We start from the raw sequence: 25,221 nt of genomic DNA on the forward strand, positions 1-25,221 counted from the left end.
CGCTGCGCTCCACTCTTGACAGCCCGTCCCGCCACGGAAAAACGAAGACTGCCGGGAAACCCCCAAAGGAACGGGACGGACGTTCCTTGGACATGCGGCGGGATCAGCGATCCGTCGGGGTGGTCGGGGGCAGGCAGACCAGACATCCGGCCCCCATCAGCAGCAATCGGAGCCTGCGGCCGCCCCGCGCATCAGATCGCTACGCGCTTCTCATTTCCCAGCGTCCGACGGCCGTCTGGGGCCGCTACCTGCGCGAAATGCCAATCAGGGAGGCATCCGGACCGGTAGGCGCGTCAGATCGCTACGCGCTGCCCTCGTCTCGGCGTCTGCGAGCCGTCTGGGGCTGATCCGGTCGTCATGGGGTCAGGACTTCTCGCCCATGGCTGCGCGCAGCCAGCCGAGGGTGTCCTGGCCGAGCAATTCGTCGGCGAGGCGCTGGGCGGTCTCGGTGGTCAGTCGGCTGCGGCTGTTGTCGATCCAGCGCTGTGCGTTCGCGTACCCCTGGGCCTTGTATTCGATGCCCTGCAGCATGCACTCCAGTTTGTCGGCGTCACGCGCACAGATTGACTCGGCCGTGTCCTTGGCCTCGTACTCCGTCACCAGGTCCTGGATGGTTTCGGCGAGCAGTTCGGGCATGCCGGCCGTCTGGTCCGCCGTGACCGCCACGGGGTCGGCAGGGGTGGAGTACTTCTTCCCGAGGTGGTTCACATCGCCGGTGCGGGTCTCCTGGGTGTCGTGCCACACCGCGAGAAACGCCGCGCGTGCGGGATCCGCGCCTTCCAACTTCGCGATGACGGATGCGATGAGCGCCGTGCGCCACGAGTGCTCGGCCACGCTCTCCGGGTTGTTGACACCGGCCATCCACCAGCCCGTACGGCGTGCGTTCTTGAGAGTGCCGGCCTCGTAGAGGAAGTGGGCCACCGCGGACAGGTCGTCAGCCACGTCTGTCTCCTTCTCACGCCTCTGCGAGGCGGATCGCGTACCGAATGCCTTCGAGCTCGCGACGCGCACCGGTCGAGGGCTCGGTGCCATCCAACAGCACTGGCATCCGGGCCCGCAGGTCCCGACCTGCGGATGAGGCGGTCCGCAGGAGGCGGGGGCGGGCGGCCAGGAGTGCCCACAGAGTGTGCACGTTCAGGTCGAAGAAGCCGTGTTGTGGCGTGAGTCCCTTCACCAAGTGCTGGAAGAGCTTGTTGCCCTGCCAGGACATGCCGTTGCTTTCGAGGATGAAATCGTCCGACAACTGGGGGTGCGCCGCCTCGCCGATCCAGTAGGCCCAGTAGTTGAGATTGGCGGACTCGCCGACGTCGTCGCCCTCAAGCTTGGTGGAGATGAAGTGCTGCATGCGGTCTCGATCGCCCTGACGCGCCGCGACGGCGGCCACGGATCGGGCGTTGAGCCAACGGGTGAGCCAGTCACCGGACCTCTCTGCCTTCTGCTGTTGCGTGAGCCAGCCAACGGTGTCCGCCGCATGATCGTAGCCAGCGAGGTACAAGGCCTGTCGGCGCAGCAGGAACTGATCGGCGCTGCGGGCTTCCTCGGCCGCCCGGCGAACGTACTGGAAGAACCGAGTGCGCTCTTCCGCGCAGAGTTCGGGCTTGCTCGGCACCGGGCCGCGGCGGGAGCGACTCGAAGGCGGCAGCGCGCACATGGATTCCGGAGTGACGCCGTTGAGCGGCCATGCCAGCACTTCGATGAGGTCGCGCTGCATGACCCACGCGCCGAGAGGACTGCTGCTGGCTGGGGACTTCCCGTCAAGGGCACTGAAGAGCATGACATCTGCCTCCATCGCCTTCTCCAAGGCGATGAGAAGGGTGGCCGGAGCCCCCATGCGCATGAGTCTGTGCCGGTGCGCAAGCATCTGGCCGACGGAGAGCGAGGTGAGCGGACGTCTGCCGGATTCCCATCCGGCGATGGCGTCGCCCGAGATGCGAAAAGCCTCCGCGAGGCTGTCCTGCGTGTGACCGAGTTGCTCGCGGATGACGCGGAAGACATACCCGGAAACCGTCCCGCGACCGCTCGGCCTCCGGAATCCCGGACCGGTGGTCAGGGTGGGACGTCCTTTGCTGACCACAGCACCTCGCTGCCTTCGTTCTCGTAGCCAAGTACCCGTACCGGCGGTCACTTCGACCGGAGCGGCTGCGTACCTACGCTCGTGTGTGCAGTGACAAGCAGACCACTCAGCGTAGCGACAAGGGGGCCGTCTTGGATGCGGCAGAGAACAACAGCGACCACCTGAGTGCTTTCGAGCCAGAGCTGAAAGTCATTCATGCACCCAGCCAGGAGCTCCTCGCCCGTGCGCGCGTCGGCTGGCGGCGTTTCGTCGACTCCCTTGAGGACTGCCCCGATGAGTGAGCAGTACGAGTACGTCCCCCACCAGCTCCTCCATCACCGTGTCCGCGACGTCGCCTCCGGGACCGAGGGTGTGTTGATGGCCGTGATCAACGAGAACGTCTCGGACGGGGGCGCTGAATACTGGATGGAGCTGGCTTACATCCGCAACGCCACCGGGCGCGAGTTCACCACCGCCGTCGCCAACGTCCAGCCCGCCTATGACCAGCCTCAGACGGCCCGCTGCCGCCGAGACGGCGGAAGCGCGTAGCGATCTGACGCGTCTACCGGCTCCGGATGCCTCCCTGATTGGCATTTCGTGCAGTTAGCGGCCACAGACGGCTGTCGGACGCCGAGAAATGAGGAGCGCGTAGCGATCTGATGCGTGGGGTGGCGCCGATTGCTGGCTGATGGGGGCCGAATGCCCGGTCTGCCGTGTCCCGACCTCCCGACTGGTCCCTGACAGGGCCGCATGCCCGCCTTACATCCGTCCCGTTCCTTTGGGGGGTTCCCGGCAGTCTTCGGCATTTCGTGGCGGGACGGTCTGTCAAGGGTGGCCGAAGGCCATCGCGAAGCGACGCGACGAAGGAGCGCCCTTGACAGGCCGGCCCGACGCGGAAGGACGATGAGACTGGCGGGAAACCCCCAACCCTCTCTGAGACCGCTGCGGGGGATTCCGCTCCCCACACCACCGGCCCGCAGACGGGGAGGCGGGTGGGCAGCCGCCCCCCCCGGCCCCTCGCGGGGGAGATGGCGCGCCCGGGCTGGGAGCGGCCTACCTCAGCAGGGCTTTCGCCACGCTCCCAGGTCGTACTTCTTCTCCATCGAGCCCAGTTTCAGTTCCTTCGACCTGTCGCAGAAGTCGGTCGTCGGGACCTCGTATTCGACGTGGAAGACGGCTTTGCCCGCCTTGATGAAGGGGGTGAGGGTGTCGCATTCCTCGTACTGGGCGCACTGTTCGTTCACCGCGAAGTCGAAGTCGCCGACCAGCTGCGGGATCTGGTCCAGGTCGTTCTTCAGGCCCACCGCCATCCCCCGGTCGTGGGCCAGGCGGGCGATCAGGCGGTTGTACGTGAGCTGGTCCGCCGCCGTGAGGGGGAAGCCCGTCTTGTTCTTGTAGCCGTCCATGTTGTCCGGCTCGACCGCGTCGAAGCCCTTCTCCCGGCACATGTCGAAGCGCTTGGCCATCAGGGGTTCCAGCACCGACGTCTGGCGGATGTCGATCCAGCGTTCGCCCTTCCAGCCGTTGCCCTCCCCCAGGAGGGTCTTGGGAAAGGCGTCCGCGTCCCCACGGAAGTCCTCCCAGGCGCCCGTGGAGATGTAGCAGATGGTCCGCCGGCCGGCCGCCTTCAGCCCCGCCACCTGCTCCTTCGTCGTGTTGAACCCGTCCACGTCGTACACCGGCACCTTCACCGACGTGTCCAGCTTCCCGCTCAGCTGCCACTGCCAGGCCGTCCCCGGCCGGGGTTGCCAGCGGCCCCCCGGGGTCTGGGAGGTCTCCGGGGTCGGAACATCCCCGTCGTCCCCGTCGTCCGGGCCCGCCGTGCAGGCGGCGGTGAGCAGGAGCAGGACGGTGACGGCGAGCGCGGCGGAACGCTTCATCCGGCGGTCTCCAGGGCGTACGGGAGGGTCCCCCACGGGTGGGCGCCGGTGCCGGGGACGGCGCAGTGGACGGCCGCGTGGCGTTCGGCGGCGAGTTCGGCGGCCGGGGCGTGCGGCGGGACGGCGTAGACGAGGTGGCAGAAGCGGTCGGCGGGGTGGTCGGCGGTCCAGGGGGGCGGTGTGGCCGTCCGGTCGCGGTAGGCGTCCCAGGGGCCCTCGAAGGTGACGAGGAGGTCGGCGAGGGCGGCGTACCCGGGGTGGGGGTGGACGCCGTGGTTGAGGACGAGCGTACGGGCCCCGGCGGCCCGGGCGGCGACGGCGAGGCGGCCGTAGTGGGGCAGGAGTTCGGGGCCGGAGGCTGCCTGGTCGAGGAAGGCGCCGTCGGCGGCGTACCAGTCGCGGTGGCGCAGCAGGTCCTGGACGACTTCGGCGTGCGGGCGGCGTCCGTAGTCGGTGTCGGTGTAGCCGAGGACGGGGACGCCGGCGTCCCGCAGCCGGGCGGCGACGGCGGCGAACCGTTCGTCGGGGGCCTCGCCCGGCCCGCTGGCGGGGTTGAGGACCACCGAGTGCAGCCGGCCGGCGGAGGCGATGAGCCGTTCCCAGGCCTCGGGCCGGTCGGCGGGATGCTCGTAGAGCGGAACCATGAGCATGGGGGGCATGGGGGCCTTCTCGGGGTACGGGGTCATCGGTGGGCCGTCGCACGGCCGAGGAGCAGGCAGACCAGGACGGCCAGGACGGCCGCCGCCGCGCCGGCCACGGCCAGCTGGACCAGCCGGGGCTGGGCGGCGCCGGCCAGCAGGGCCAGGCTCTGGGCGGCGGCCGCGGCGGCGCAGATCGCGGCGGCGGGGCGGACGGCGCCGAAGGACTGCAGGAGCAGCCCGGTCCACATGACGGCGCCGAGCAGCAGCAGGGTGGCGACGCGGTCCCAGGTCGGACCGGGGGCCTGTGGCCACAGCAGGGTTCCGGTGGTGCCGAGCAGGAGCAGCACCGTCAGGTAGACGGTGAGGCAGCGGCCGAGGGTGGCGAGCATCCGCCGCCGGAACGCCCGGGGGGAGCGGGCGGCGCGCAGCCCGGCGAGGCTGCCGCTGCGGAAGCGGTGCAGGAGCCATTCGGCGGGCCCCATGCTGAGGGTGAGGGCCACCGCCGAGGGGGCGGCGACGGCTTCGGCGGGCCCGCCGGTGAGTACCTCCCCGAGGGCGGCGTACAGCACGAGCAGGCCGGTGCCGAGGCCGAAGACCCCGTACGGCACCGAGTCCCCGATGCGGGGCCCGTGGCGGCGGTGGTCCTCCTCGGCGCCGCGCAGCATCCGCCAGCGCACGGCGCCCCCTTCGCCGGGGTGGCGCGGCGCCCAGCCGCGGATCCGGCGGACGAGGGCCCGTACCCCCTGCGCCACCGGGAGTTCGCGCAGGGCGAGGGCGCAGGCGGCGGCCAGGGAGGTGAGGAGGAGGGCGACGCGTACGGGTACGGGCGGGTCGGTGAACAGGGCGAGGACCGATCCGGCGGCCATCGGGGCGAGCGCGGCGAGCAGCAGCCGTTCCCGTCCGAGGACGAGCAGGACGGTGGCGGCGCCCACGTACAGGGCCTGCCCGGCGGCGAAGGCGTACGAGAAGGGGGGCCCGCCGGGTACGGCGAGTGCGGCGGCGGTGCCGAGGAGGGCGCCGGCGGGGGCGCCGACGAGGAGGGTGCGTCCGGCGGCGGCGCGGTCGCCGAGGCCGAGCCAGGTGTAGGCGCGGTGGGAGAGGGTCTGGTCCCAGACCCAGCCGATGAGGGCGCCGGCGAGCAGGGTGAGGGTGCCGGCGGGGAGGCCGAGCCGGTCGGGCGGGCCTTCGAGGAGGGGTTCGCCGAGGAGGTAGGCGAGGCCGGGGAGGGCGAAGATCAGCCCGCGCAGCAGGCAGGCGGTGAGGGAGACCTTCCAGGGGTCGGGGAGCGCGTCGGGTTCGGGGAAGGAGCGGGGGACGCGGTGGTAGAGCTCCTCGGCGAGGGTGAAGGAGTCGGGGCGGCCGTAGGTGAGGCGGATGTACTCGTCGGTCATGCCGTCGGATTCGAGGACGGCGGCGATCTCGTCGGGGTGGACGGCGGCGGCGACGAACGCGTCGAGCCGCCCGGCGAGTTCCTCCATGGGGTCGGCGGCCGTCTCCCCCGGCCCGGGGAGGGCGGGCCGGGGGAGGTCGGGCAGGGTGTCGGTGGCGGCCGCGGCCGCGCCGGGGCGCGGGCGGGCGGTGTGGCCGACGCGGGTCCAGGTGCCTTCGGGGCCGGGGGGCTTGAGCCAGAGGGATCCGCTCACCACAGGCTCCCGTCGGCGGCGAGTTCGCGGTACCAGGGGTCGGCGAGGCGCTGGGTCCACTGGTCGCCGGGGTGGACGGGCAGGACGGGCTGGCCGGAGAGTTCGCGGTAGATGTGGCGGAAGCCGTCCACGGACTGGTGGAGGGTGAACTTCTCGACGACCCGTTTGCGGGCCATGCGGCCGAGTTCGACGCGGCGTTCGTCGTCGCGGAGGAGGGCGAGGGTGGCGCGGGCCATGGTCTCGGGTTCCCGGGGCGGGACGACCAGGCCGGTGTCGGCGACGGCCTCGCGGACGCCGCCGACGTCGGTGGAGACGGTGGTGCGGCCGCAGGACATGGCTTCGATGATGCTGAAGGGGAAGCCCTCGCTGATGCTGGAGAGCATGACGACGCTGCCGGCGGCGTAGGCCCGGGCGACCTCGCTGGTCGGGCCCTCCCAGGTGATGCCGTCGGCGAGGCCGAGTTCGGCGGCGAGCTTCTCCAGGCGGAGCTTGTACTCCTCGCAGCCGGCCGGGACCGGGCCGAAGAGGCGCAGGCGCAGGGCGGGCAGTTCCACGCGCATGAACGCGTAGGCGCGGAGGAGGGTTTCGAGGTCCTTGATCGGGTCGATGCGGCCGCACCAGCTGAGGGTGGGCACCTCGGGTTCGGGGCCGGCCTCGGGGAAGAGGTGCGGGTCGACGCCGTTGTAGACGGTGCGGATCCGTTCGGAGTCGGCGCCTCCGCGTTCCTCCCAGCGGCGGTTGTACTGGTTGCACGGGGTGATCAGGTCGGCCTGCCGGTAGCCCTCGGAGTTCAGCTCGCGGTAGAAGCCGAGCATCAGGGCCTTGACGGGCCAGCGCTGGGCGGCGGTGCGGTAGCCGAGGTAGCGCTCGCGCAGGTAGATGCCGTGTTCGGTGAGGAGGAAGGGCACTCCGTCGAGGCGTTTGGCGGCGAGGGCGGGGAGGGTGGCGAGGCCGCTGCTGACGGCGTGGGCGACGCTGTCGGGCGGGATCCGCACGGACAGCGGGCGCAGGGCGTGTTCCAGCAGGTCGGTGGCGGTGAGCGCGTCGTGGACGGTGGGCTCGGCGGCGGCGGTGGTCAGGCCGGGCCGGGTCCACACCTTCATCAGGAGGCGGAGTACCGGTTCGGAGCGCAGGGCCGGGGCGAGTTTGCCGGCGCGGGCGAGGCGGGCGAGTTCGGCCAGGGCCTCGGAGAAGCCGCCGTGCCCGGGGCCGCCGTGCCCGGGGTCGATCAGGGAGAGCAGGAAGGTCTCGTAGACCTCGGTGAAGCGGCGGTGGGCCTTGCCGCGCAGGGTGGTGCGGCGGGCCTTCGGGGGCGGCGGGCCCCAGAGCGGGACGGCGGTGTGGCGGTAGACGTTGCGCGGCAGCTCCCAGGTGACCGGCTCGCGTCCGGAGCCGGTCAGGGCTATGACGTTGAAGTCGACCTCCGGCATACCGCGTACCAGTTGGTCGCACCAGGTGCTGACGCCCCCGTGGACGTGCGGGTAGGTGCCTTCGGTGAGCATGGTGACGTGACGCCCATGGCTCATGTGCTGAGTCCCCCCAGGACTGAAAAGGGGCCGGCGCCCGTGGTTGGCGGAGCGCCGGCGCTGGGTACTACCGGGTGGAGCGTGCGACGGCGGGGCGCTGGGCCCCGCGGTCAGAGGAGCCGGAGGGTGACCGCCGACTGGAGCAGTTCGGGGCCGGTCCAGGTGGAGCGGGTGCCGGCGTAGGCGGTGCCGAAGTCGGCGGTGCCGAGCAGGAGCTGCTTCTTGGTGCCGTTCGGCGCGGTGACCGGGGCGAGGATGCCGGAGGGCGCCTTGACGGTGACGTCCTTGCCGATGCGGTAGGCGGTGACCTGGCCGGCGTCGACGGCCTTGTTCCAGGCGGCGCGGCGCTGGAGCTCGGTGCCGGTGGCCTTCATGCTCTGGTTGACGATCGGCGCGCTGGGCGCGTAGAGGGAGCGGTAGGTGTCGAGGACCTGGTTGAGCACCGGGTACAGGGTGCGGTCCTCGGCGAGGTTGGACTGGTGGACGTAGTGGGGCTTGGGGTCGTTGGCGAGGACGTGGCGCAGTGCGGTCTTCGCCTCGGCGGGGACGATGTAGTTCAGGAACCCGGTGCCGGTGTCCAGCGGGGCCGGCAGGCAGGTGGAGGTCCCGGGGTTGTCCTCGCAGAGTCCGCTGCCGCCGTCGGCGCGGCTGGTGTAGATCCAGTTGTACTCGTCGGCCATCTCCGCGTTGGTGCCCGTGTTGTAGTACACGTTCATCGGGTAGCGGGGGACGGTCAGGGCGGCGCCGACCGCCCGCTGGTCGGGTTCGCGGGAGTTGTCGCTGCCGGCCCACTTGACCCCGTTGTCGGCGAAGGCGCCGGCCAGGTTGGGGTTGTCCTGGGGCTGCTGCGGGAGGGTCTTGAGGCCGGAGTGCTCGCCGGTGACGATCTCGCTGCGGTCGGTGGTGAGGCCGTGGGAGGCGGCCCAGTTGTTGTTGTCGCGGATCTGGGCGGAGATGTCGGCCCGGCTCATCCAGTTGGTCTGGCCCTGGGCGTTCTTGGTGCAGGTCCAGGGGTTGACGCTGACGTCCTGGGTGCAGCCGAGGAAGAGGTGGGTGTAGGTGTGGTTCATCCAGCGGTACTTCGCCTTGTCGGCGAGGAGCTGGGTGGTGAGGGCGTCGGTGCCGCCGTTCTCGGTCTTCCACTCCTCGCCGGCGCCCGCGTTGAAGAGCAGGTCCAGCTTGAAGTCCTTGGAGGTCTGCCACTGCGCCAGGTACTGGGCGTCGGCGGCGGTCATGCGGATCGTCGACTCCTTGCCCTCGCCGCCGGCGCAGGCGTAGTCGCCGGGGGTGCAGTTGAGGGTCTTGTCCCAGCGGGCGTCCGGGGCGAAGACGTCGTCGACGTGGACGGCGAAGTAGTTGCGCTCCTGGCCGAGGTGGACGCCCTGGGTGAGCCATTCGACGATGCCGCGCGCCAGGAGCCGGAACTGCTGCTGGTACTGGTTGTAGCCGAAGGTGACGACGAGCTCGCTGCGCCCGTCGTGGGCGTACTCGCCGACGAGCGAGCCGCGGCCGGAGCCGACGGGGGCGTCGACGTAGCTGGTGTAGCCGGCCATCGGCTTGGCGATGAACCCGTAACTCTCCGGAATGAGGGGAGAGTTGTCCTCGAAGGTCACTTGACCGCCGAGGTAGCCGAAGGGGCCCGACTTGCCCGCGGCGGTGACGGCGGCCTGCGTGCCGTCGAGGGTGCCGGTGTAGCCGCCGTTGTCCGTGTACTCCAGGCCGACCTCGGGGTGCGCCCAGGTGTAGGCGTCCACCTGGCGGATCCCGTACGCGGTCTCGTAGGCGGCGAGTGCGGTCATCTCGGCGGAGCCCGCGCCGAAGGGGTTCTCGTTCGGCAGGACCACGCCCTGGTACTTGGCGCGCGGGCGGCCGCTGACGGTGTCGCTGAGGAAGGCGGCGTCGATCTTCGGACGGCTCGCGCTGCCCAGGTCGATCCGCGTGAACGGGACTCCGGTGTCGCGGAGTTCCGCGGTGATGGCGCCGACCGAGCTGCCGCCGTCGTCGACGACCAGCACCTTCAGGTCGATGCGCGGTGCCACGGTCGCCGCGTGGGCGGTCGTGGCGGGTACGGCTACGGAGATCAGCGCCGCTACGCCCATGGCTGCGGCGGCCCTGTTCATCCGGTTCTTTTTGACCATTTCGGCCTTTCCCCCCGCAGGCGTCCCTCGGCGCGGCCCTTGGCGGACGGCCGGGCCGGGGAGGCTCTGTGGAAATCATGCAAAAGGACCCCGCGTCCCCTTGCGAGAGTGGCTCGATCCTCTCGGACCTCGTCAGGTCTAGGCGGCAAACCTGGAGCAGAGTCCACGGATGGGTGAACCTGATGACGCCTCGGTCGAACAACTTGACAAACCTTCGAGTGACGTACGGATGACGGGCTGCGCGTAGGCTCGTTTCCGGCGGCCGTCTAGCCCGAATACGATCGCTGCGGAGCGGCCGGCGACCCCGACGCGACAGAAGCGCCCATATAACACAAACGGAAGCGAGACTTCACCACCGTGACTGCTCTGACTCTCAGCACTGCCGGCGCGGCGACGCTGCGCGCCGACGCCCTCGTGGTCGGCGTGGCGAAGGGCCCGAAGGGGCTCGTCGTGGCCGCCGGCGCCGAGGCCGTGGACACGGCGTTCGACGGAAAGCTCGCCACCGTGCTCGACGCGCTCGGCGCCTCCGGCTCCGAAGGCGAGATCACCAAGCTGCCCTCCCCGGCCGGCCTCAAGGCCCCGGTCGTGCTGGCCGTCGGCCTGGGCACCGCGCCCGAGCAGGACGAGCCCTTCGACGAGGAGGCCCTGCGCCGCGCCGCCGGCTCCGCCGCCCGCGCGCTGCACGGCACCAAGAAGGCCGCCTTCGCCCTCCCCCTGGAGGACGCCTCCGCCGTCACCGCCGTGGCCGAGGGCGCACTGCTGGGCGCGTACGCCTTCACCTCCTACCAGGGCGGCGAGAAGAAGGCCGCCAAGAACAGCGGCCCGAAGCAGCCGCTGGCCGAGGTGGCCCTGCTCGGTGCCAAGCCGCGCGACAAGGAGCACAAGGCGGCCGCCGAGCGCGCCGTCGTCATCGCGGCCGAGGTCAACGTCGCGCGCGACCTGATCAACACCCCGCCGAACGACCTGACCCCCGCCGCCTTCGCCGCGATCGCCGCCGCGACCGCCAAGGAGCTCGGCCTCAAGGCCCAGGTCCTGGACGAGAAGGCGCTGGTCAAGGGCGGCTACGGCGGCATCATGGGCGTCGGCAAGGGCTCCGAGAACCCGCCGCGCCTGGTGAAGATCGCCTACACCCACCCCGAGGCGGAGAAGCACCTCGCCTACGTCGGCAAGGGCATCACGTACGACTCGGGCGGCATCTCCCTGAAGCCGGCCGGTCACAACGAGACCATGAAGTGCGACATGTCGGGTGCCGCCGCCGTGTTCTCCGCCGTCGTCGCCGCCGCCAAGCTGGGCCTGAAGGTCAACGTCACCGGCTGGCTCGCCCTCGCCGAGAACATGCCGTCCGGCTCCGCCACCCGTCCCGGTGACGTCCTGCGCATGTACAGCGGCAAGACCGTCGAGGTCCTGAACACGGACGCCGAGGGCCGTCTGGTCCTGGGCGACGCCCTGACCAAGGCCTCCGAGGAGAACCCGGACGCGATCGTCGACGTGGCCACCCTGACCGGCGCCATGGTGCTGGCGCTGGGCGACCGCACCTTCGGCATCATGGCCAACGACGACGCCTTCCGCACCTCGATCCACGAGATCGCCGAGGAGGTCGGCGAGTCCTCCTGGCCGATGCCGCTCCCCGAGGACCTGCGCAAGACCATGGACTCCCCGACGGCCGACATCGCCAACATGGGCGTCCGGATGGGCGGCGGCCTGGTGGCCGGCCTCTTCCTCCGGGAGTTCGTCGGCGAGGACATCACCTGGGCGCACCTCGACATCGCGGGCCCCGCCTTCCACGAGGGCGCCCCGTACGGCTACACCCCGAAGGGCGGCACCGGCTCCGCCGTCCGCACCCTGGTGCGCCTCGCCGAGCGCACCGCCACCGGCGACCTGGGCTGACCCGCCCCCTCCGCCGTCCGCCGCGGGGCGCGTACCACCTGGTGGGACGCGCCCCGTGACGTGCGCCGCGCCCCGGGACCGGCACCTCGGTCCCGGGGCGTGTTCGCTCTGGAAGAAATCTCGAGTATCGGTAGGTTTCTACGCCCGGGTAACCCGGACTTCGGGCAGAACGACGGTGCACACCCGGGGCCCGGCGTCCCGCGTTCCCCCGACAAATGCGAAGATGGGTTCTCGGCAGGACAGGGCCCCCACCACAGGGCCGAAGAAACAAGCGGCCGATTACCAGCCGCCGCCCGGTCACAGAGGACCGGTGCCCGGCGCACATGCATGGAGGACGTGACGTGGCGAACGACGCCAGCACCGTTTTCGACCTAGTGATCCTCGGCGGTGGCAGTGGCGGCTACGCCGCGGCGCTCCGCGCATCCCAGCTGGGTCTCGACGTTGCGCTGATCGAGAAGAACAAGCTCGGCGGCACCTGCCTGCACAACGGCTGCATCCCCACGAAGGCTCTGCTGCACGCCGGTGAGGTCGCCGACCAGGCGCGCGAAGCCGGACAGTTCGGTGTCAAGGCCTCTTTCGAGGGCATCGACATCGCCGGTGTGCACAAGTACAAGGACGAGGTCATCGCCGGCCTGTACAAGGGTCTGCAGGGCCTGGTCGCCTCCCGCAAGGTGACCTACATCGAGGGTGAGGGCCGCCTCTCCTCCCCGACTTCCGTCGACGTCAACGGCCAGCGCGTCCAGGGCCGCCACGTCCTGCTGGCGACCGGCTCCGTGCCGAAGTCCCTGCCCGGCCTGGACATCGACGGCAACCGCATCATCTCCTCGGACCACGCGCTGGTCCTGGACCGCGTGCCCCAGTCCGCGATCATCCTGGGCGGCGGCGTCATCGGCGTCGAGTTCGCCTCGGCGTGGAAGTCCTTCGGCACCGACGTCACCGTCATCGAGGGCCTCAAGCACCTCGTCCCGGTCGAGGACGAGAACAGCTCCAAGATCCTGGAGCGCGCGTTCCGCAAGCGCGGCATCAAGTTCAACCTCGGCACCTTCTTCCAGAAGGCCGAGTACACCGAGTCCGGCGTCCGCGTGACCCTCGCCGACGGCAAGACCTTCGAGGCCGAGGTGCTGCTGGTCGCCATCGGCCGCGGCCCGGTCTCGCAGGGCCTGGGCTACGAGGAGCAGGGCGTCGCGATGGACCGCGGCTACGTCCTGGTCGACGAGTACATGCGCACCAATGTGCCGACCATCTCCGCCGTCGGTGACCTGGTCCCGACCCTCCAGCTCGCGCACGTCGGCTTCGCCGAGGGCATCCTGGTCGCGGAGCGCCTGGCCGGTCTGAAGACCGTCCCGATCGACTACGACGGCGTTCCGCGCGTCACGTACTGCCACCCCGAGGTCGCCTCCGTCGGCATCACCGAGGCCAAGGCCAAGGAGATCTACGGCGCGGACAAGGTCGTGGCCCTGAAGTACAACCTGGCGGGCAACGGCAAGAGCAAGATCCTGAAGACCGCGGGCGAGATCAAGCTCGTCCAGGTCAAGGACGGTGCCGTGGTCGGCGTCCACATGGTCGGTGACCGGATGGGCGAGCAGGTCGGCGAAGCCCAGCTGATCTACAACTGGGAAGCCCTGCCGGCCGAGGTCGCGCAGCTCATCCACGCGCACCCGACCCAGAACGAGGCCCTCGGCGAGGCCCACCTGGCCCTGGCCGGCAAGCCGCTTCACGCACACGACTAATCCACAGTCACGGGCGCGACGACCACTTCCGCACTTTCGTTAGGAGCAACAGAAACCATGCCGGTTTCCGTAACCCTTCCGGCGCTCGGTGAGAGCGTCACCGAGGGCACTGTCACCCGTTGGCTGAAGGCCGAGGGCGAGCGCGTCGAGGCCGACGAGCCGCTGCTCGAGGTCTCGACCGACAAGGTCGACACCGAGATCCCCTCCCCCGTCTCCGGCATCCTCGCGTCCATCAAGGTCGCCGAGGACGAGACGGTCGAGGTCGGCGCCGAGCTGGCCATCATCGACGACGGCACGGGCGCCCCGGCCCCGGCCGCCGCTCCGGCCGCCGAGCCCGCCGCCGCCCCGGCGCCGGTCGCCGAGGCCCCGGCCGCCCCCGCACCGGCCGAGACCCCGGCCGCCCCGGCCCCCGCTGCCGCCGCGCCCGCCGCGTCCGGCACCGATGTCGTGCTCCCCGCCCTGGGCGAGTCCGTCACCGAGGGCACCGTCACCCGCTGGCTGAAGGAGGTCGGCGAGTCCGTCGAGGCCGACGAGCCGCTGCTCGAGGTCTCCACGGACAAGGTCGACACCGAGATCCCCGCGCCGGTCTCCGGCACCCTGCTGGAGATCCTGGTCGCCGAGGACGAGACCGCCGAGGTCGGCGCCCGTCTGGCCGTCATCGGCGTCGCGGGTGCCGCCCCGGCCGCGGCTCCGGCCGCCGCCGCTCCGGCCCCGGCCGCTCCGGCCGCCCCGGTCGCCGCCCCGGCTCCGGTCGCCCCCGCGGCTCCGGTCGCCGCTCCGGCCCCGGTGGCTCCGGCCGCCCCGGTCGCGGCTCCGGCTCCGGTGGCCCCGGCCGCTCCGGCGCCGGTCGCCGCTCCGGCTCCGGTCGCTCCGGCCGCCCCCGCCGCCCCGGTCTCGGCCGGTGACGAGGGCGCCTACGTGACCCCGCTGGTGCGCAAGCTCGCCTCGGAGTCCGGCGTCAACCTGGCGACGGTCACGGGCACCGGTGTCGGTGGCCGTATCCGCAAGCAGGACGTCCTGGCCGCCGCCGAGGCCGCCAAGGCCGCCGCCGCCCCGGCTCCGGCCGCCGCCGCCCCGGCCGCCGCCAAGGCTCCGGCCGCGGTGTCCGAGCTGCGCGGTCAGACGGTCAAGATGACCCGCATGCGCAAGGTCATCGGCGACAACATGATGAAGGCCCTGCACTCGCAGGCGCAGCTCAGCTCCGTGGTCGAGGTGGACATCACCAAGATCATGAAGCTGCGCGAGAAGGCCAAGGCCGGCTTCCTCGCCCGCGAGGGCGTCAAGCTGTCCCCGATGCCGTTCTTCGTCAAGGCCGCGGCCCAGGCGCTGAAGGCCCACGCGGTCGTCAACGCCCGGATCAACGAGGACGAGGGCACCATCACCTACTTCGACTCGGAGAACATCGGCATCGCCGTGGACTCCGAGAAGGGCCTGATGACCCCGGTCATCAAGGGTGCCGGTGACCTCAACCTGGCGGGCATCTCCAAGGCCACCGCCGATCTGGCCGGCAAGGTCCGCGGCAACAAGATCACCCCGGACGAGCTGTCCGGCGCGACCTTCACCATCAGCAACACCGGCTCGCGCGGTGCGCTGTTCGACACGGTGATCGTTCCGCCGAACCAGGTCGCGATCCTCGGCATCGGTGCCACGGTCAAGCGCCCCGTGGTCATCGAGACCGAAGAGGGCACCGTCATCGGCGTCCGCGACATGACGTACCTGACCCTGTCCTACGACCACCGCCTGGTGGACGGCGCGGACGCGGCCCGGTACCTCACCGCCGTGAAGGCGATCCTGGAGGCCGGCGAGTTCGAGGTCGAGCTCGGTCTCTGAGGGCCAGGCGCGCAGGGGATCTGCCGCTTACGGCGCCCCCGCCCGGATTCGTCCGGGCGGGGGCGCCGTCGTTGTAACGAGCCTCACCCTGCGTCCCTGACCGCGAACGCATCGGAGCAGGCCACGGCGGCCTTATTGTCTAGGCATCAGGCCCCGCGTGTCCGCACACACAGGAGTTGAAACCCGATGATCACCCCACCCGTCGTGCACTCGCTGCGCGAGCAGATCCGCGAGCACATCGTGGAGGGGATCGTCAGCGGCCGCTGGAAGCCCGGCGAGCGGATCGTCGAGCGGCGGATCGCGGTCGAGCTGGAGGTCAGCCAGACGCCCGTACGGGAGGCCCTGCGCGAGCTGGAGACCCTGCGGCTGATCGAGTCGGCGCCGAACAAGGGCGTGCGCGTGCGCAACCTCTCGGCGGCCGACCTGGAGGAGATCTACCCGGTCCGGGCCGGTCTGGAGCAGATCGCGGCCGAGCTGGCCGCGCCCCGGCTGGCGGCCGACTGCTCGGCCCTGGAGCCCCACGTGGCGGCCCTGTGGGAGGCCGACCGGGTGCAGGACGGCACGGCGCAGGTGCGGCACACGGTGGGCTTCCACCGGGAGCTGGTGCGGGCGGCCGGGAACAGCGTGCTGCTGCACACCTGGGAGAGCCTGGGCATCGAGGTCTTCACCGCCCTGTCGATCCGGTGGCTGGGAACCGTCCAGAAGTCGTACGCCGAGGAGCACGAGGCTCTGGTCGCGGCCTTCCGCAGCCAGGACCCGGACATCGGCGTACTGGTGAAGCGGCATGTCCTGGGTTGCGCCCCGCGGAGCGCCTGACCCGCACCCAACCCGTCTGACCTGCGGTTTTTAGCGATCCTCCAGGGGATCGCCAGCGTTTTGGCGTCTACTGATGAAACCGGCACGGCGTGCCCGTGTTCATGGCACCCGGTGCCGACTTTCGCCCGAGCGTCGAATATTCGTCACTTTTATTTGATCGATCATCGATCAGGGATTTACAGTCACTCCGGGCCCACACCCGGGCCCATCGGCCCTGTCCTGCCCGTCAGGGTTTTCTTCACCACCTCCTCTCCTTTGTCCGGAAGGCGGCGCACACCGATGTCCGACCCCGTAGGAAAGCTTCCGAGCGAGCTCGACCAGCTCCCGGACCGCGACACCGAGGAGACCGCCGAATGGGCGGCCTCCCTCGACGCCGTCGCCAAGGCCGCCGGTACGCGCCGCGCCGAATACCTGCTCCGTCGCACGCTCCAGCACGCCGAGGCCGCCGGCCTCGCCCTGCCGAAGCTGCTCGAGACGGACTACGTCAACACCATCCCCACCTCCGCGGAGCCCGAGTTCCCCGGTGACCTGGAGATGGAAGCCAAGATCACCGCATGGAACCGCTGGAACGCGGCCGCCATGGTGACCCGCGGCTCCAAGTACGGCGTCGGCGGCCACATCGCCACCTTCGCCTCGGCGGCCTGGCTCTACGAGACCGGCTTCCAGCACTTCTTCCGCGGGAAGGAGGCCGACGGATCGGGCGACCAGCTCTACATCCAGGGCCACGCCTCCCCCGGCATCTACGCCCGCGCCTTCCTCGACGGGCGCGTCTCCGAGCAGCAGCTCGACAACTTCCGCCAGGAGTCCGGCGGCAACGGCCTGCCGTCCTACCCGCACCCGCGGCGCCTGCCGTGGCTGTGGGAGTTCCCCACGGTCTCCATGGGCCTCGGCCCGCTCTCCGCGATCTACCAGGCGCGCTTCAACCGCTACCTGCAGAACCGGAACATCAAGGACACCTCCAACTCGCACGTCTGGGCCTTCCTCGGCGACGGCGAGATGGACGAGCCCGAGTCGACCGCCGCCCTGGCCCTGGCCTCCCGCGAGCAGCTCGACAACCTGACGTTCGTCATCAACTGCAACCTGCAGCGCCTCGACGGCCCGGTCCGCGCGAACTTCCGCGTGGTCCAGGAGCTGGAGGCCCAGTTCCGCGGTGCCGGCTGGAACGTCATCAAGACCCTGTGGGGCTCCGCCTGGGACGAGCTGTTCCAGCTCGACACCACGGGCGCCCTGGTCCGCCGCATCCGCGAGGTACCGGACGCGCAGTTCCAGACGTACGCGACCCGCGACGTGGCCTACATCCGCCAGCACTTCTTCGGCGCCAACGCCGAGCTCGTCCAGCTGGCCGGCGTCCTGTCCGACGCGAAGATCGCCGAGTGCTTCCACACCTCGCGCGGCGGCCACGAGCCCCGCAAGGTCTACGCCGCGTACAAGGCCGCCCTGGCGCACAAGGGCGCGCCGACGGTGATCCTGGCGCAGACCGTCAAGGGCCACACGCTGGGTGCCGGGTTCGAGTCGAAGAACGCGAACCACCAGATGAAGAAGCTGACGATCGACGAGTTCAAGGACATGCGTGACCTCCTTGGCCTCCCGATCCCGGACAGCGCCTTCGCCGACGGCAAGGTCCCGTACGGCCACCCGGGCGCGGACAGCCCCGAGGTGCGGTACCTGAACGAGCGCCGCGCGGCCCTCGGCGGCCCCGCCCCGGCCCGCAAGGTCCACCACGTGGCCCTGCCGGCTCCGGCCGACCGCTCCTTCGCCCCGCTCATCAAGGGTTCCGGCAAGCAGGAGATGGCCACCACCATGGCCTTCGTCCGCCTGGTCAAGGACCTGATGCGGGACAAGGAGACCGGCAAGCGCTGGGTGCCGATCGTCCCCGACGAGGCCCGTACCTTCGGTATGGAGTCCCTCTTCCCGTCGGCCGGCATCTACTCGCCGCTGGGCCAGACGTACGAGCCGGTCGACCGCGACCAGCTGATGTACTACAAGGAGGCCAAGGACGGCCAGATCCTCAACGAGGGGATCACCGAGGCCGGCGCCATGGCCGACTTCATCGCCGCCTGCACGTCGTACGCGACGCACGGCGAGCCGATGATCCCGTTCTACATCTTCTACTCGATGTTCGGCTGGCAGCGCACCGCCGACCAGATGTGGCAGCTCGCCGACCAGCTCGGCAAGGGCTTCATCGTCGGCGCCACGGCCGGCCGCACCACCCTGACCGGTGAGGGCCTCCAGCACGCGGACGGCCACTCGCACCTGATCGCGTCCACGAACCCGGCGTCGCTCAACTACGACCCGGCCTTCGCGTACGAGATCGCGGTGATCGTCAAGGACGGTCTGCGCCGCATGTACGGCGAGACGCCCGAGGACGTCTTCTACTACCTGACGGTCTACAACGAGCCGAAGGTCCAGCCGGCCATGCCCGAGGGCGTGGAGGAGGGCATCCTCAAGGGCCTGTACCGGTTCAACACGGCCGCCGCCCTGGAGGCCGCCCCGGCCGCCGACGCCCCGAAGATCCAGCTCATGGCCTCGGGTACGGCGATCCACTGGGTCCTGGAGGCACAGCGGCTGCTGGCCGCCGACTGGAACGTGGCCGCCGACGTGTGGTCCGCCACCTCGTGGGGCGAGCTGCGACGCGACGCGCTGGAGTGCGACGAGGCGCTGCTGCGCGGCGAGGAGCGCACCCCGTACGTCACCCGCGTGCTGGAGGGCGCCCCGGGCCCGGTCCTGGCGGTCTCCGACTGGATGCGCCAGGTCCCGGACCAGATCAGCCAGTGGGTCCCGCAGGACTACACCTCGCTGGGCACGGACGGCTTCGGCCTCTCCGACACCCGTGAGGGCGCCCGCCGCCACTTCGGCGTCGACGCGCAGTCCATCGCGGTCGCGGCCCTGGCCCAGCTCGCCCGCCGCGGCGAGGTCCCGGCGTCCGCCGTCAAGGAGGCCCGGGAGCGCTACGGCCTGTAGGCCCGAGCCCGTCCGACCATGAGGCGGCCCGTCCCTTCGGGGGCGGGCCGCCTCATCCTTTGCTCTGCTGCCTGGGGATCTCCTCTTCCGGCGGGGCGGGCACCGCGCCGGTCATCTGCGCCAGCACCGCGCGGACGTCGGTCAGCTGTGCGGCGATGGACTCCCGTCGACGGGTGAGGGCCGCCAGCTCTCGCTCGGACTCTCTGCGGATCCGGTCGGCCTTGGCGTTGGCGTCGGCGATGATGCCCTCGGACAGGCTCTTCGTGTTCTCCATCAACTGGCGGGCGTGGCGCTCGGCGGTCTCGCGGACGGCCGCCGCGTCCCGCGCGGCCCGCTCCCGCAGCTCCCTGATCTCCCGTTCGGCCTCGGCACGCATCCGGGCCACCTCGGCCGCTCCGTCCCCGCGGGCCGGGGCGGTGACGGTCCGGCCGCCCGCAGCCTGCTGGCGGTGCAGTTCGGTGACGACGGTGAGCGCGTCCTGCGGCCGGTCGGCCGGGTCCTTGGCGAGGAGGCGCATCACCAGGTCGGCGACGCCCGAGGGGGCCGCTCCGGGGGGCAGGGGGCGGGGCTCTTCGTGCACGTGCTGGTAGAGCAGCGCGTACACGGTGGTGTTGGTGAAGGGCGGGTGGCCGGTGAGGCCCTCGTAGAGCAGGCAGCCCAGGCTGTAGAGGTCGGCGCGGTGGTCGATCCGCGAGTCGCCCCGGCACTGCTCGGGCGACATGTACGCGAACGTCCCCAGGGCGGCCCCGGAGAGGGTGAGGGGACCGGACCCCAGCGTCTCTCCGAGGAACTTCGCGAGGCCGAAGTCCAGCACCTTGATCACGCCGGCTTCGGTGAGCATCACGTTCTGGGGCTTGATGTCGCGGTGGACGATGCCGCGCTCGTGGGCGGCGGACAGGGCGGTCGCGATCTGGCCGCCCCAGTGCGCGACGTCGTACCAGGGGACGGGCGTGGCCCCGCCGAAGAGCCGGGCGAGGGTCTCGCCGTGGAGCAGCTCCATCACCAGGTACAGGAATCTGCGGCCGGCGAAGGTGGCCTCGCCGCAGTCGTGGACGGTCACCGTGTGCCGGTGCGGGAGGGCTGCCGCGGAGCGCACCTCGTGCATGAAGCGCTGCTCGACCTCCGCGGCGTTCATCCCGGGGACGGCGCGGACGAGTTTGACCGCCACGGGCCGCCGCATCCGGACGTCCTGGGCGCTCCACACCTCCCCCATGCCCCCTTCTCCCAGCTTCTCCTCCAGCCGGTACCGGCCGTCGACCAGTTCCCCCTGCATCCCGCACCCCTCCCGCTCGCTGGGATTCGAGTATGCGGCCGGGTGGGGGACCGGGCGACGGCTTTGGCCGTATGAGCGGTGGCGGCGCGGGGGCCGAGCCCGGATGCTGTATTCCGTGATGGACGAGACGGAGTTCTGGGAGATCGTCGACCGTACCCGCGAGGCCGCCGAGGGCGACCCCGAGGAGCATGCCGAGCTGCTCGTGGAACGGCTGGCCCAGCTGGATCCCGACTCCGTGCTGGACTTCGCCCGGCATTTCGAGTCCCGGTACAACCGGGCGTACACCTGGGACCTGTGGGGTGCGGCGTGGGTGCTGCTCGGCGGGGCCAGCGACGACGCGTTCGACTACTTCCGGTGCTGGCTGATCGGGCAGGGCCGGGAGGTCTTCGAGGGCGGGGTGCACGATCCGGACCACCTGGCCGAGCTGCTCGGCGAGTTCGACGAGGAGATCGACGGGGACGGCGAGGAGCTGGGGTACGCGGCCGACGAGGCGTACGAGCAGCTGACCGGGGCGGTGGCCCCGGACCTGGGGATCCCGCTCCAGGCGGAGGAGCCGGAGGGCGCCCCGCTGGACTTCGAGAACGAAGCCGTGCTCGCGGAGCGCTTCCCCCGGCTGTGGGACCGCTTCGGGGAGTGAGCCCCGGCCGGGTCCGGAGCCCGGCCCGCCCCGTCCGGCGGGCCGGGCGGTCCTGGGGGCGGCGGCCTAGTAGTGGGTGCCGCCGTCGATGCGGATCTCGGTACCGGTGATGAAGGCGCCGTCCTCGGAGCCCAGCATCGCGACGACGCCGGCGACGGTCTGCGGGCCGGCGAAGCCCTGGCCGAGGGCCGGGGCCAGCTTGGTGAAGAGGGACCAGTCGGTGTCCTCGGGCAGGCCGGGGCCGTTCCCGCTGGTCATGCCGCTCTCGATGGAGCCGGGGGCGACGGAGACGAAGCGCAGGCCCTGCTTGCTGTACTCGGCGGCGAGGGCGTGGGTCATCGACTGGATGCCGCCCTTGCTGGCCGCGTAGGCGGACATGTAGGGGTGCGCGAAGCTCGCCGAGGTGGAGCTGAAGTTCACGACGGCCGGCTTCTCGCCCGCCAGCAGCGCGGGAAGGGACTCGCGGATCATCAGGAAGGTGCCGGTCAGGTTGACCGCGATGACCTTGTTCCAGAAGTCCAGGGTGGTCTGGTGGGTGTGCGCGGAGCGCAGGATGCCCGCCGCGTTGACCAGCACGTCGATGCCGCCGAGGGCGTCGACGGCGGCGGCGACGCCCGCCTTGACCGAGGCCTCGTCGGATATGTCCAGTACGGCGGTGGTCAGCCGGTCGGCGTGGCCGTCGGCGGCCGCCTGCTCGGCGGTGGCCTTGAGACCGGCTTCGCTGACGTCCACGGTGTGGACGCGGCCGCCCTCGGAGAGAATGCGGTGCACGGTGGCCTGGCCGATGCCCGAGCCGCCGCCGGTGATGAGGACGCGACGTCCTTCGTAACGGTTCATGCGGTGCAGCGTACCGAGAAGATGGCACGTTTTGCCAGACTGGCAGCAAATGCAACCATCTGATCTGACTGGCGGTACTCTCTACCCGTGAGATCTCCCCGCCCGTACACCCCCCTGAGCGGCTCCGGAACCCAGTCGCTGACGGAGCGCCGCAAGGCCGCCACCCAGCTCGACATCGCGCGCGCCGCCTGCGAGCTCTTCGCCGCGCACGGCCCCGACGGAACCACCGCCGAGGACATCGCCCACCGGGCGGGGGTCGCGCTGCGCACGTTCTACCGCTACTTCCGCAACAAGCAGGAGGCCGTGGCCCCGCTGCTCGCGGGCGGCGGCGACGCCTGGCGCGCGCTGCTGGCCGAGGAGGACCCCGCCACCCCGCTGGCACAGGCCCTGGAGCGGGCCGTGACCCGGGCGCTCAGCGACTCCAAGGCCGTCGAGGAGGGCCTGGAGGTCACCCGCGGCCTGCTGCGCGCGGCCGCCACGGACGAGGCCCTGCGGGCCGTCTGGTACCGGGTGAACCAGGAGTCGGAGGAGCGGCTGGTCCCGATCGTGGCCCGGCTGGCGGGCCCGGAGGCCGGCGAGATGTCCGTACGCCTGGTGTCGGCGGCCGCCACCGACGCGATCCGGGTCGCCCTGGAACTGTGGTCCGCCGGCGACGCCCCGGTCTCCGGCCCCGGCTCCCCCGCCGACCTGGCGGTGCGCTGCCTGCGGGAGCTGACCGGCGCGATGCCCCTGCTCCGCTGAGCGCGGGGCAGGGGCACCGGGTAGAGGCCGAGGGCGAGGGGGAGGACGCGGTCAGCGCCAGCCGCCCCAGTCGCCGTTCCAGTTGGCGTTGTCCCAACGGCCCCAGTCGTGGTCGTTCCAGTTGCTGTTGTGACGCCAGTTGTTGCCGTTGCCGCCACAGTCGTCGTCATCGTCCCAGTTATCAGCCCAGCGGGAGTGACTCGAACGGTTCCAGTCGCCGTTCCAGTTCCCGCCGTGGTCGTGGGCGGACGCGCTGCTCAGCGGCAGCAGGGCCAGGGTGAGTCCGGCACCGCCGGCGACGACGGCTCCGATGATCCTACGGCGCATCATGATGCACCTCCGAACATGTATCGCTGATCGGGCTTATCGGGCTTTTACGTCCCAATCAACCGTCACCCCACTCCGACGGCCTGTCAAAGGCAAGAGGCCCCCCGCCACTCTTCGAAAAGAGCGGCGGGGGGCCTCCCAGCAGGCACGATCCCGCGTCAGCGGGCCGGCTACCCGACTTTTTTACAGGTCGAAGTAGAGCTCGAACTCGTGCGGGTGCGGACGCTGCGCGATCGGGGCGATCTCGTGCGTGCGCTTGTAGTCGATCCAGGTCTCGATCAGGTCCGGGGTGAAGACACCGCCGGCGAGGAGGTACTCGTGGTCCTCCTCCAGGGCCTTGAGGACGTCCTCGAGGCTGGTCGGGACCTGCGGGACGTTCGCGTGCTCGTCCGGGGAGAGCTCGTAGAGGTCCTTGTCGATCGGCTCCATCGGCTCGATCTTGTTCTTGATGCCGTCGAGGCCCGCGAGGAGCAGCGCCGCGAAGGCGAGGTACGGGTTCGAGGACGGGTCCGGCGCGCGGAACTCGACGCGCTTGGCCTTCGGGTTCGAGCCCGTGATCGGGATGCGCATGGCGGCGGAGCGGTTGCGCTGCGAGTACACCATGTTGACCGGGGCCTCGAAGCCCGGGACCAGGCGGTGGTACGAGTTCACCGTCGGGTTGGTGAAGGCGAGCAGCGACGGGGCGTGCTTGAGGATGCCGCCGATGTAGTAGCGGGCGGTGTCCGACAGGCCCGCGTAGCCGGCCTCGTCGTAGAACAGCGGCTCGCCGCCGGTCCACAGGGACTGGTGGACGTGCATGCCCGAGCCGTTGTCGCCGAAGATCGGCTTCGGCATGAAGGTCGCGGTCTTGCCGTTGCGCCAGGCGACGTTCTTCACGATGTACTTGAAGAGCATCAGGTCGTCGGCCGCGGCCAGCAGCGTGTTGAACTTGTAGTTGATCTCGGCCTGGCCACCGGTGCCGACCTCGTGGTGCTGGCGCTCGACCTGGAGGCCCTGGGCGTCCAGTTCGAGGGAGATCTCGGCGCGCAGGTCGGCGAAGTGGTCGACCGGGGCTACCGGGAAGTAACCGCCCTTGTAGCGGACCTTGTAACCACGGTTGTTCTCCTCGGAACCGGTGTTCCAGGCGCCGGCCTCGGAGTCGATGTGGTAGAAGCCCTCGTTCGCGGAGGTCGCGAAGCGCACGCTGTCGAACACGTAGAACTCGGCCTCGGGGCCGAAGAACGCGGTGTCGGCGATGCCGGTGGAGGCGAGGTAGGCCTCGGCCTTCTTGGCGACGTTGCGCGGGTCGCGGCTGTACGCCTCGCCCGTGATCGGGTCGTGGATGAAGAAGTTGACGTTCAGCGTCTTGTCACGGCGGAACGGGTCCAGGCGCGCGGTGGTGATGTCGGCGCGCAGCGCCATGTCGGACTCGTGGATGGCCTGGAAGCCGCGGATCGAGGAGCCGTCGAAGGCGAGCTCCTCCGCCGGGTCGAACGCTCGCGCCGGAATGGTGAAGTGCTGCATCACACCAGGCAGGTCGCAGAAGCGGACGTCGACGAACTTGACGTCGTTCTCCTCGATGTACTGCTTCACTTCGTCGGCGTTCTTGAACATCCAACTCCTCCTACTCCCGGTCCCCGGGGCAGGGACGGGCTGTATAGCTCGTGGTGCGTCAGTGCGGTGCCGCACGCTGACCCGACCATAAGCAGACGGGATTTCCCAAGCATGACCCATTTGTTTCGCACAAGTTAACCAGGGTCCCGTCCAGGTCCCGTCGAAGCGCACCGGTACCGTGGTGGAGTGGACAACAGGCAAGCAATCGGTTCCTGGCTCTCCGGCCCCCGCGCGGCAGCCGAGGACATGGGCGTCGACTTCGGCTATCCGGGCCAGCAGCTCGGCCTGCCGCAGTCGGGGCCCGGGTCCGTGGCCCGTTTCGGGCGCCGGCTGGGCGCTGTGGCCATCGACTGGATCGGCTGTCAGCTGATCGCATACGGGCTCATCACCCATGGCGACCTGACCTCGGCGGGCAACTGGACGCTGGGGCTCTTCGTGGTCCTGTCCGTTCTCACCGTGGGCACGGTGGGATTCACCCCCGGCAAGCGGATTCTCGGCCTCCGGGTGATCTCGCAGAACGGCGGCCGCCTCGGCCTCCCCCGCGTCATGCTCCGGACGGTCCTGCTGGCCCTGGTCATCCCGGCGCTGGTCTGGGACCGGGACGGCCGCGGACTGCACGACCGGCTCTCTGGCGCGGTCCAGGTCCGGATCTGACCGGCGGGACGCCCCTACGGAAAACGGGAGCGCCCCGCGAGCCGTCGGCTCGCG

21 protein-coding genes are annotated in these 25,221 nt (G+C 70.7%); 10 read left to right on the forward strand and 11 right to left on the reverse strand.

Features of this window, described 5'->3' with window-relative positions; all coding sequences use genetic code 11:
- Positions 1-363: 363 nt before the first annotated feature.
- Positions 364-942: an HD domain-containing protein gene (locus tag AB0O29_RS25480; RefSeq protein ID WP_365155308.1), complete on the reverse strand. Its 579-nt coding sequence runs from the start codon at positions 940-942 to the stop codon at positions 364-366.
- Between the two features lie 13 nt (positions 943-955).
- Positions 956-2,074, reverse strand: coding sequence for a helix-turn-helix transcriptional regulator (locus AB0O29_RS25485; protein ID WP_365155310.1), 1,119 nt, complete (start codon positions 2,072-2,074; stop codon positions 956-958).
- Positions 2,075-2,205: 131 nt separating this feature from the next.
- Between AB0O29_RS25485 and AB0O29_RS25490 the strand changes: the two genes are divergently transcribed.
- Both AB0O29_RS25490 and AB0O29_RS25495 read left to right on the forward strand, forming a co-directional pair.
- Positions 2,206-2,355, forward strand: a complete 150-nt coding sequence (locus AB0O29_RS25490; protein WP_365155313.1) for a hypothetical protein — start codon at positions 2,206-2,208, stop codon at positions 2,353-2,355.
- Complete coding sequence (locus tag AB0O29_RS25495; RefSeq protein ID WP_365155316.1) at positions 2,348-2,602, forward strand: hypothetical protein; 255 nt, start codon at positions 2,348-2,350, stop codon at positions 2,600-2,602. The genes AB0O29_RS25490 and AB0O29_RS25495 overlap by 8 nt, the downstream gene beginning before the upstream one ends.
- A gap of 509 nt (positions 2,603-3,111) precedes the next feature.
- On the opposite strand, the gene AB0O29_RS25500 is transcribed toward AB0O29_RS25495, so the two are convergent.
- The 5 genes from AB0O29_RS25500 to AB0O29_RS25520 form a co-directional block, all read right to left on the reverse strand.
- A complete protein-coding gene (locus tag AB0O29_RS25500) occupies positions 3,112-3,933 on the reverse strand; it encodes an endo alpha-1,4 polygalactosaminidase (RefSeq protein WP_365155319.1) in 822 nt (273 codons plus the stop codon).
- Entirely contained in the window at positions 3,930-4,592 is a 663-nt protein-coding gene (locus tag AB0O29_RS25505; RefSeq protein WP_365155321.1) for a spherulation-specific family 4 protein, read from the reverse strand. The genes AB0O29_RS25500 and AB0O29_RS25505 overlap by 4 nt, the downstream gene beginning before the upstream one ends.
- A gap of 23 nt (positions 4,593-4,615) precedes the next feature.
- Positions 4,616-6,217 carry a hypothetical protein gene (locus AB0O29_RS25510; RefSeq protein ID WP_365155324.1) on the reverse strand — a complete coding sequence of 534 codons (1,602 nt, stop codon included), beginning with the start codon at positions 6,215-6,217 and terminating at the stop codon, positions 4,616-4,618.
- Positions 6,214-7,743 (reverse strand): GT4 family glycosyltransferase PelF, encoded by a 1,530-nt coding sequence (gene pelF, locus AB0O29_RS25515; protein ID WP_365155327.1) that lies wholly within the window; start codon positions 7,741-7,743, stop codon positions 6,214-6,216. The genes AB0O29_RS25510 and pelF overlap by 4 nt, the downstream gene beginning before the upstream one ends.
- A gap of 110 nt (positions 7,744-7,853) precedes the next feature.
- Entirely contained in the window at positions 7,854-9,863 is a 2,010-nt protein-coding gene (locus AB0O29_RS25520; protein ID WP_365155330.1) for a hypothetical protein, read from the reverse strand.
- 375 nt (positions 9,864-10,238) lie between these two features.
- Here AB0O29_RS25520 and AB0O29_RS25525 point away from each other — a divergent pair, with 375 nt between their 5' ends.
- The 5 genes from AB0O29_RS25525 (at position 10,239) to aceE (ending at position 19,105) form a co-directional block, all read left to right on the forward strand.
- Positions 10,239-11,768, forward strand: coding sequence for a leucyl aminopeptidase (locus AB0O29_RS25525; RefSeq protein ID WP_365155332.1), 1,530 nt, complete (start codon positions 10,239-10,241; stop codon positions 11,766-11,768).
- Between the two features lie 341 nt (positions 11,769-12,109).
- Positions 12,110-13,498 (forward strand): dihydrolipoyl dehydrogenase, encoded by a 1,389-nt coding sequence (gene lpdA, locus AB0O29_RS25530; RefSeq protein WP_079426331.1) that lies wholly within the window; start codon positions 12,110-12,112, stop codon positions 13,496-13,498.
- Between the two features lie 57 nt (positions 13,499-13,555).
- The gene (gene sucB, locus AB0O29_RS25535) at positions 13,556-15,328 is read left to right on the forward strand and encodes a 2-oxoglutarate dehydrogenase, E2 component, dihydrolipoamide succinyltransferase (RefSeq protein WP_365155335.1); all 1,773 of its coding nucleotides are present in this window, start codon (positions 13,556-13,558) and stop codon (positions 15,326-15,328) included.
- Between the two features lie 189 nt (positions 15,329-15,517).
- Positions 15,518-16,144, forward strand: a complete 627-nt coding sequence (locus AB0O29_RS25540; protein WP_045951851.1) for a GntR family transcriptional regulator — start codon at positions 15,518-15,520, stop codon at positions 16,142-16,144.
- Between the two features lie 279 nt (positions 16,145-16,423).
- Entirely contained in the window at positions 16,424-19,105 is a 2,682-nt protein-coding gene (aceE, locus tag AB0O29_RS25545) for a pyruvate dehydrogenase (acetyl-transferring), homodimeric type (protein ID WP_365155338.1), read from the forward strand.
- A gap of 52 nt (positions 19,106-19,157) precedes the next feature.
- Here the strand turns inward: aceE and AB0O29_RS25550 are convergent, their stop codons facing one another.
- A complete protein-coding gene (locus AB0O29_RS25550) occupies positions 19,158-20,378 on the reverse strand; it encodes a serine/threonine-protein kinase (protein WP_365155340.1) in 1,221 nt (406 codons plus the stop codon).
- 118 nt (positions 20,379-20,496) lie between these two features.
- Here AB0O29_RS25550 and AB0O29_RS25555 point away from each other — a divergent pair, with 118 nt between their 5' ends.
- Entirely contained in the window at positions 20,497-21,015 is a 519-nt protein-coding gene (locus AB0O29_RS25555) for a DUF4240 domain-containing protein (protein WP_365155355.1), read from the forward strand.
- 66 nt (positions 21,016-21,081) lie between these two features.
- On the opposite strand, the gene AB0O29_RS25560 is transcribed toward AB0O29_RS25555, so the two are convergent.
- Positions 21,082-21,852: an SDR family NAD(P)-dependent oxidoreductase gene (locus AB0O29_RS25560; protein ID WP_365155342.1), complete on the reverse strand. Its 771-nt coding sequence runs from the start codon at positions 21,850-21,852 to the stop codon at positions 21,082-21,084.
- Positions 21,853-21,939: 87 nt separating this feature from the next.
- On the opposite strand from AB0O29_RS25560, the gene AB0O29_RS25565 reads away from it, so the two are divergent.
- Positions 21,940-22,593, forward strand: coding sequence for a TetR family transcriptional regulator (locus AB0O29_RS25565; protein WP_365155345.1), 654 nt, complete (start codon positions 21,940-21,942; stop codon positions 22,591-22,593).
- 51 nt (positions 22,594-22,644) lie between these two features.
- On the opposite strand, the gene AB0O29_RS25570 is transcribed toward AB0O29_RS25565, so the two are convergent.
- Together AB0O29_RS25570 and glnA are read right to left on the reverse strand one after the other, a co-directional pair.
- On the reverse strand, positions 22,645-22,923 hold the full coding sequence (locus AB0O29_RS25570; RefSeq protein WP_365155348.1) for a hypothetical protein: 279 nt from the start codon (positions 22,921-22,923) through the stop codon (positions 22,645-22,647).
- Between the two features lie 180 nt (positions 22,924-23,103).
- A complete protein-coding gene (gene glnA, locus AB0O29_RS25575; RefSeq protein ID WP_365155351.1) occupies positions 23,104-24,513 on the reverse strand; it encodes a type I glutamate--ammonia ligase in 1,410 nt (469 codons plus the stop codon).
- A gap of 186 nt (positions 24,514-24,699) precedes the next feature.
- Between glnA and AB0O29_RS25580 the strand changes: the two genes are divergently transcribed.
- Positions 24,700-25,167, forward strand: a complete 468-nt coding sequence (locus tag AB0O29_RS25580; protein ID WP_344153654.1) for an RDD family protein — start codon at positions 24,700-24,702, stop codon at positions 25,165-25,167.
- The last annotated feature ends 54 nt before the right edge of the window (positions 25,168-25,221 follow it).

Origin of the sequence: Streptomyces sp. NPDC089915, assembly GCF_040684675.1 — a bacterium.
In the GTDB taxonomy this organism is placed as follows: Bacteria; Actinomycetota; Actinomycetes; order Streptomycetales; family Streptomycetaceae; genus Streptomyces.

Coding starts and splice junctions, on each gene's coding strand:
- AB0O29_RS25495 (WP_365155316.1), top strand. CDS start 2,348: ATGAGTGAGCAGTACGAGTACGTCCCCCACCAGCTCCTCCATCACCGT.
- AB0O29_RS25500 (WP_365155319.1), bottom strand. CDS start 3,933: ATGAAGCGTTCCGCCGCGCTCGCCGTCACCGTCCTGCTCCTGCTCACC.
- AB0O29_RS25505 (WP_365155321.1), bottom strand. CDS start 4,592: ATGCCCCCCATGCTCATGGTTCCGCTCTACGAGCATCCCGCCGACCGG.
- pelF (WP_365155327.1), bottom strand. CDS start 7,743: ATGAGCCATGGGCGTCACGTCACCATGCTCACCGAAGGCACCTACCCG.
- AB0O29_RS25520 (WP_365155330.1), bottom strand. CDS start 9,863: ATGAACAGGGCCGCCGCAGCCATGGGCGTAGCGGCGCTGATCTCCGTA.
- sucB (WP_365155335.1), top strand. CDS start 13,556: ATGCCGGTTTCCGTAACCCTTCCGGCGCTCGGTGAGAGCGTCACCGAG.
- aceE (WP_365155338.1), top strand. CDS start 16,424: ATGTCCGACCCCGTAGGAAAGCTTCCGAGCGAGCTCGACCAGCTCCCG.
- AB0O29_RS25550 (WP_365155340.1), bottom strand. CDS start 20,378: ATGCAGGGGGAACTGGTCGACGGCCGGTACCGGCTGGAGGAGAAGCTG.
- AB0O29_RS25555 (WP_365155355.1), top strand. CDS start 20,497: ATGGACGAGACGGAGTTCTGGGAGATCGTCGACCGTACCCGCGAGGCC.
- AB0O29_RS25560 (WP_365155342.1), bottom strand. CDS start 21,852: ATGAACCGTTACGAAGGACGTCGCGTCCTCATCACCGGCGGCGGCTCG.
- AB0O29_RS25570 (WP_365155348.1), bottom strand. CDS start 22,923: ATGATGCGCCGTAGGATCATCGGAGCCGTCGTCGCCGGCGGTGCCGGA.
- glnA (WP_365155351.1), bottom strand. CDS start 24,513: ATGTTCAAGAACGCCGACGAAGTGAAGCAGTACATCGAGGAGAACGAC.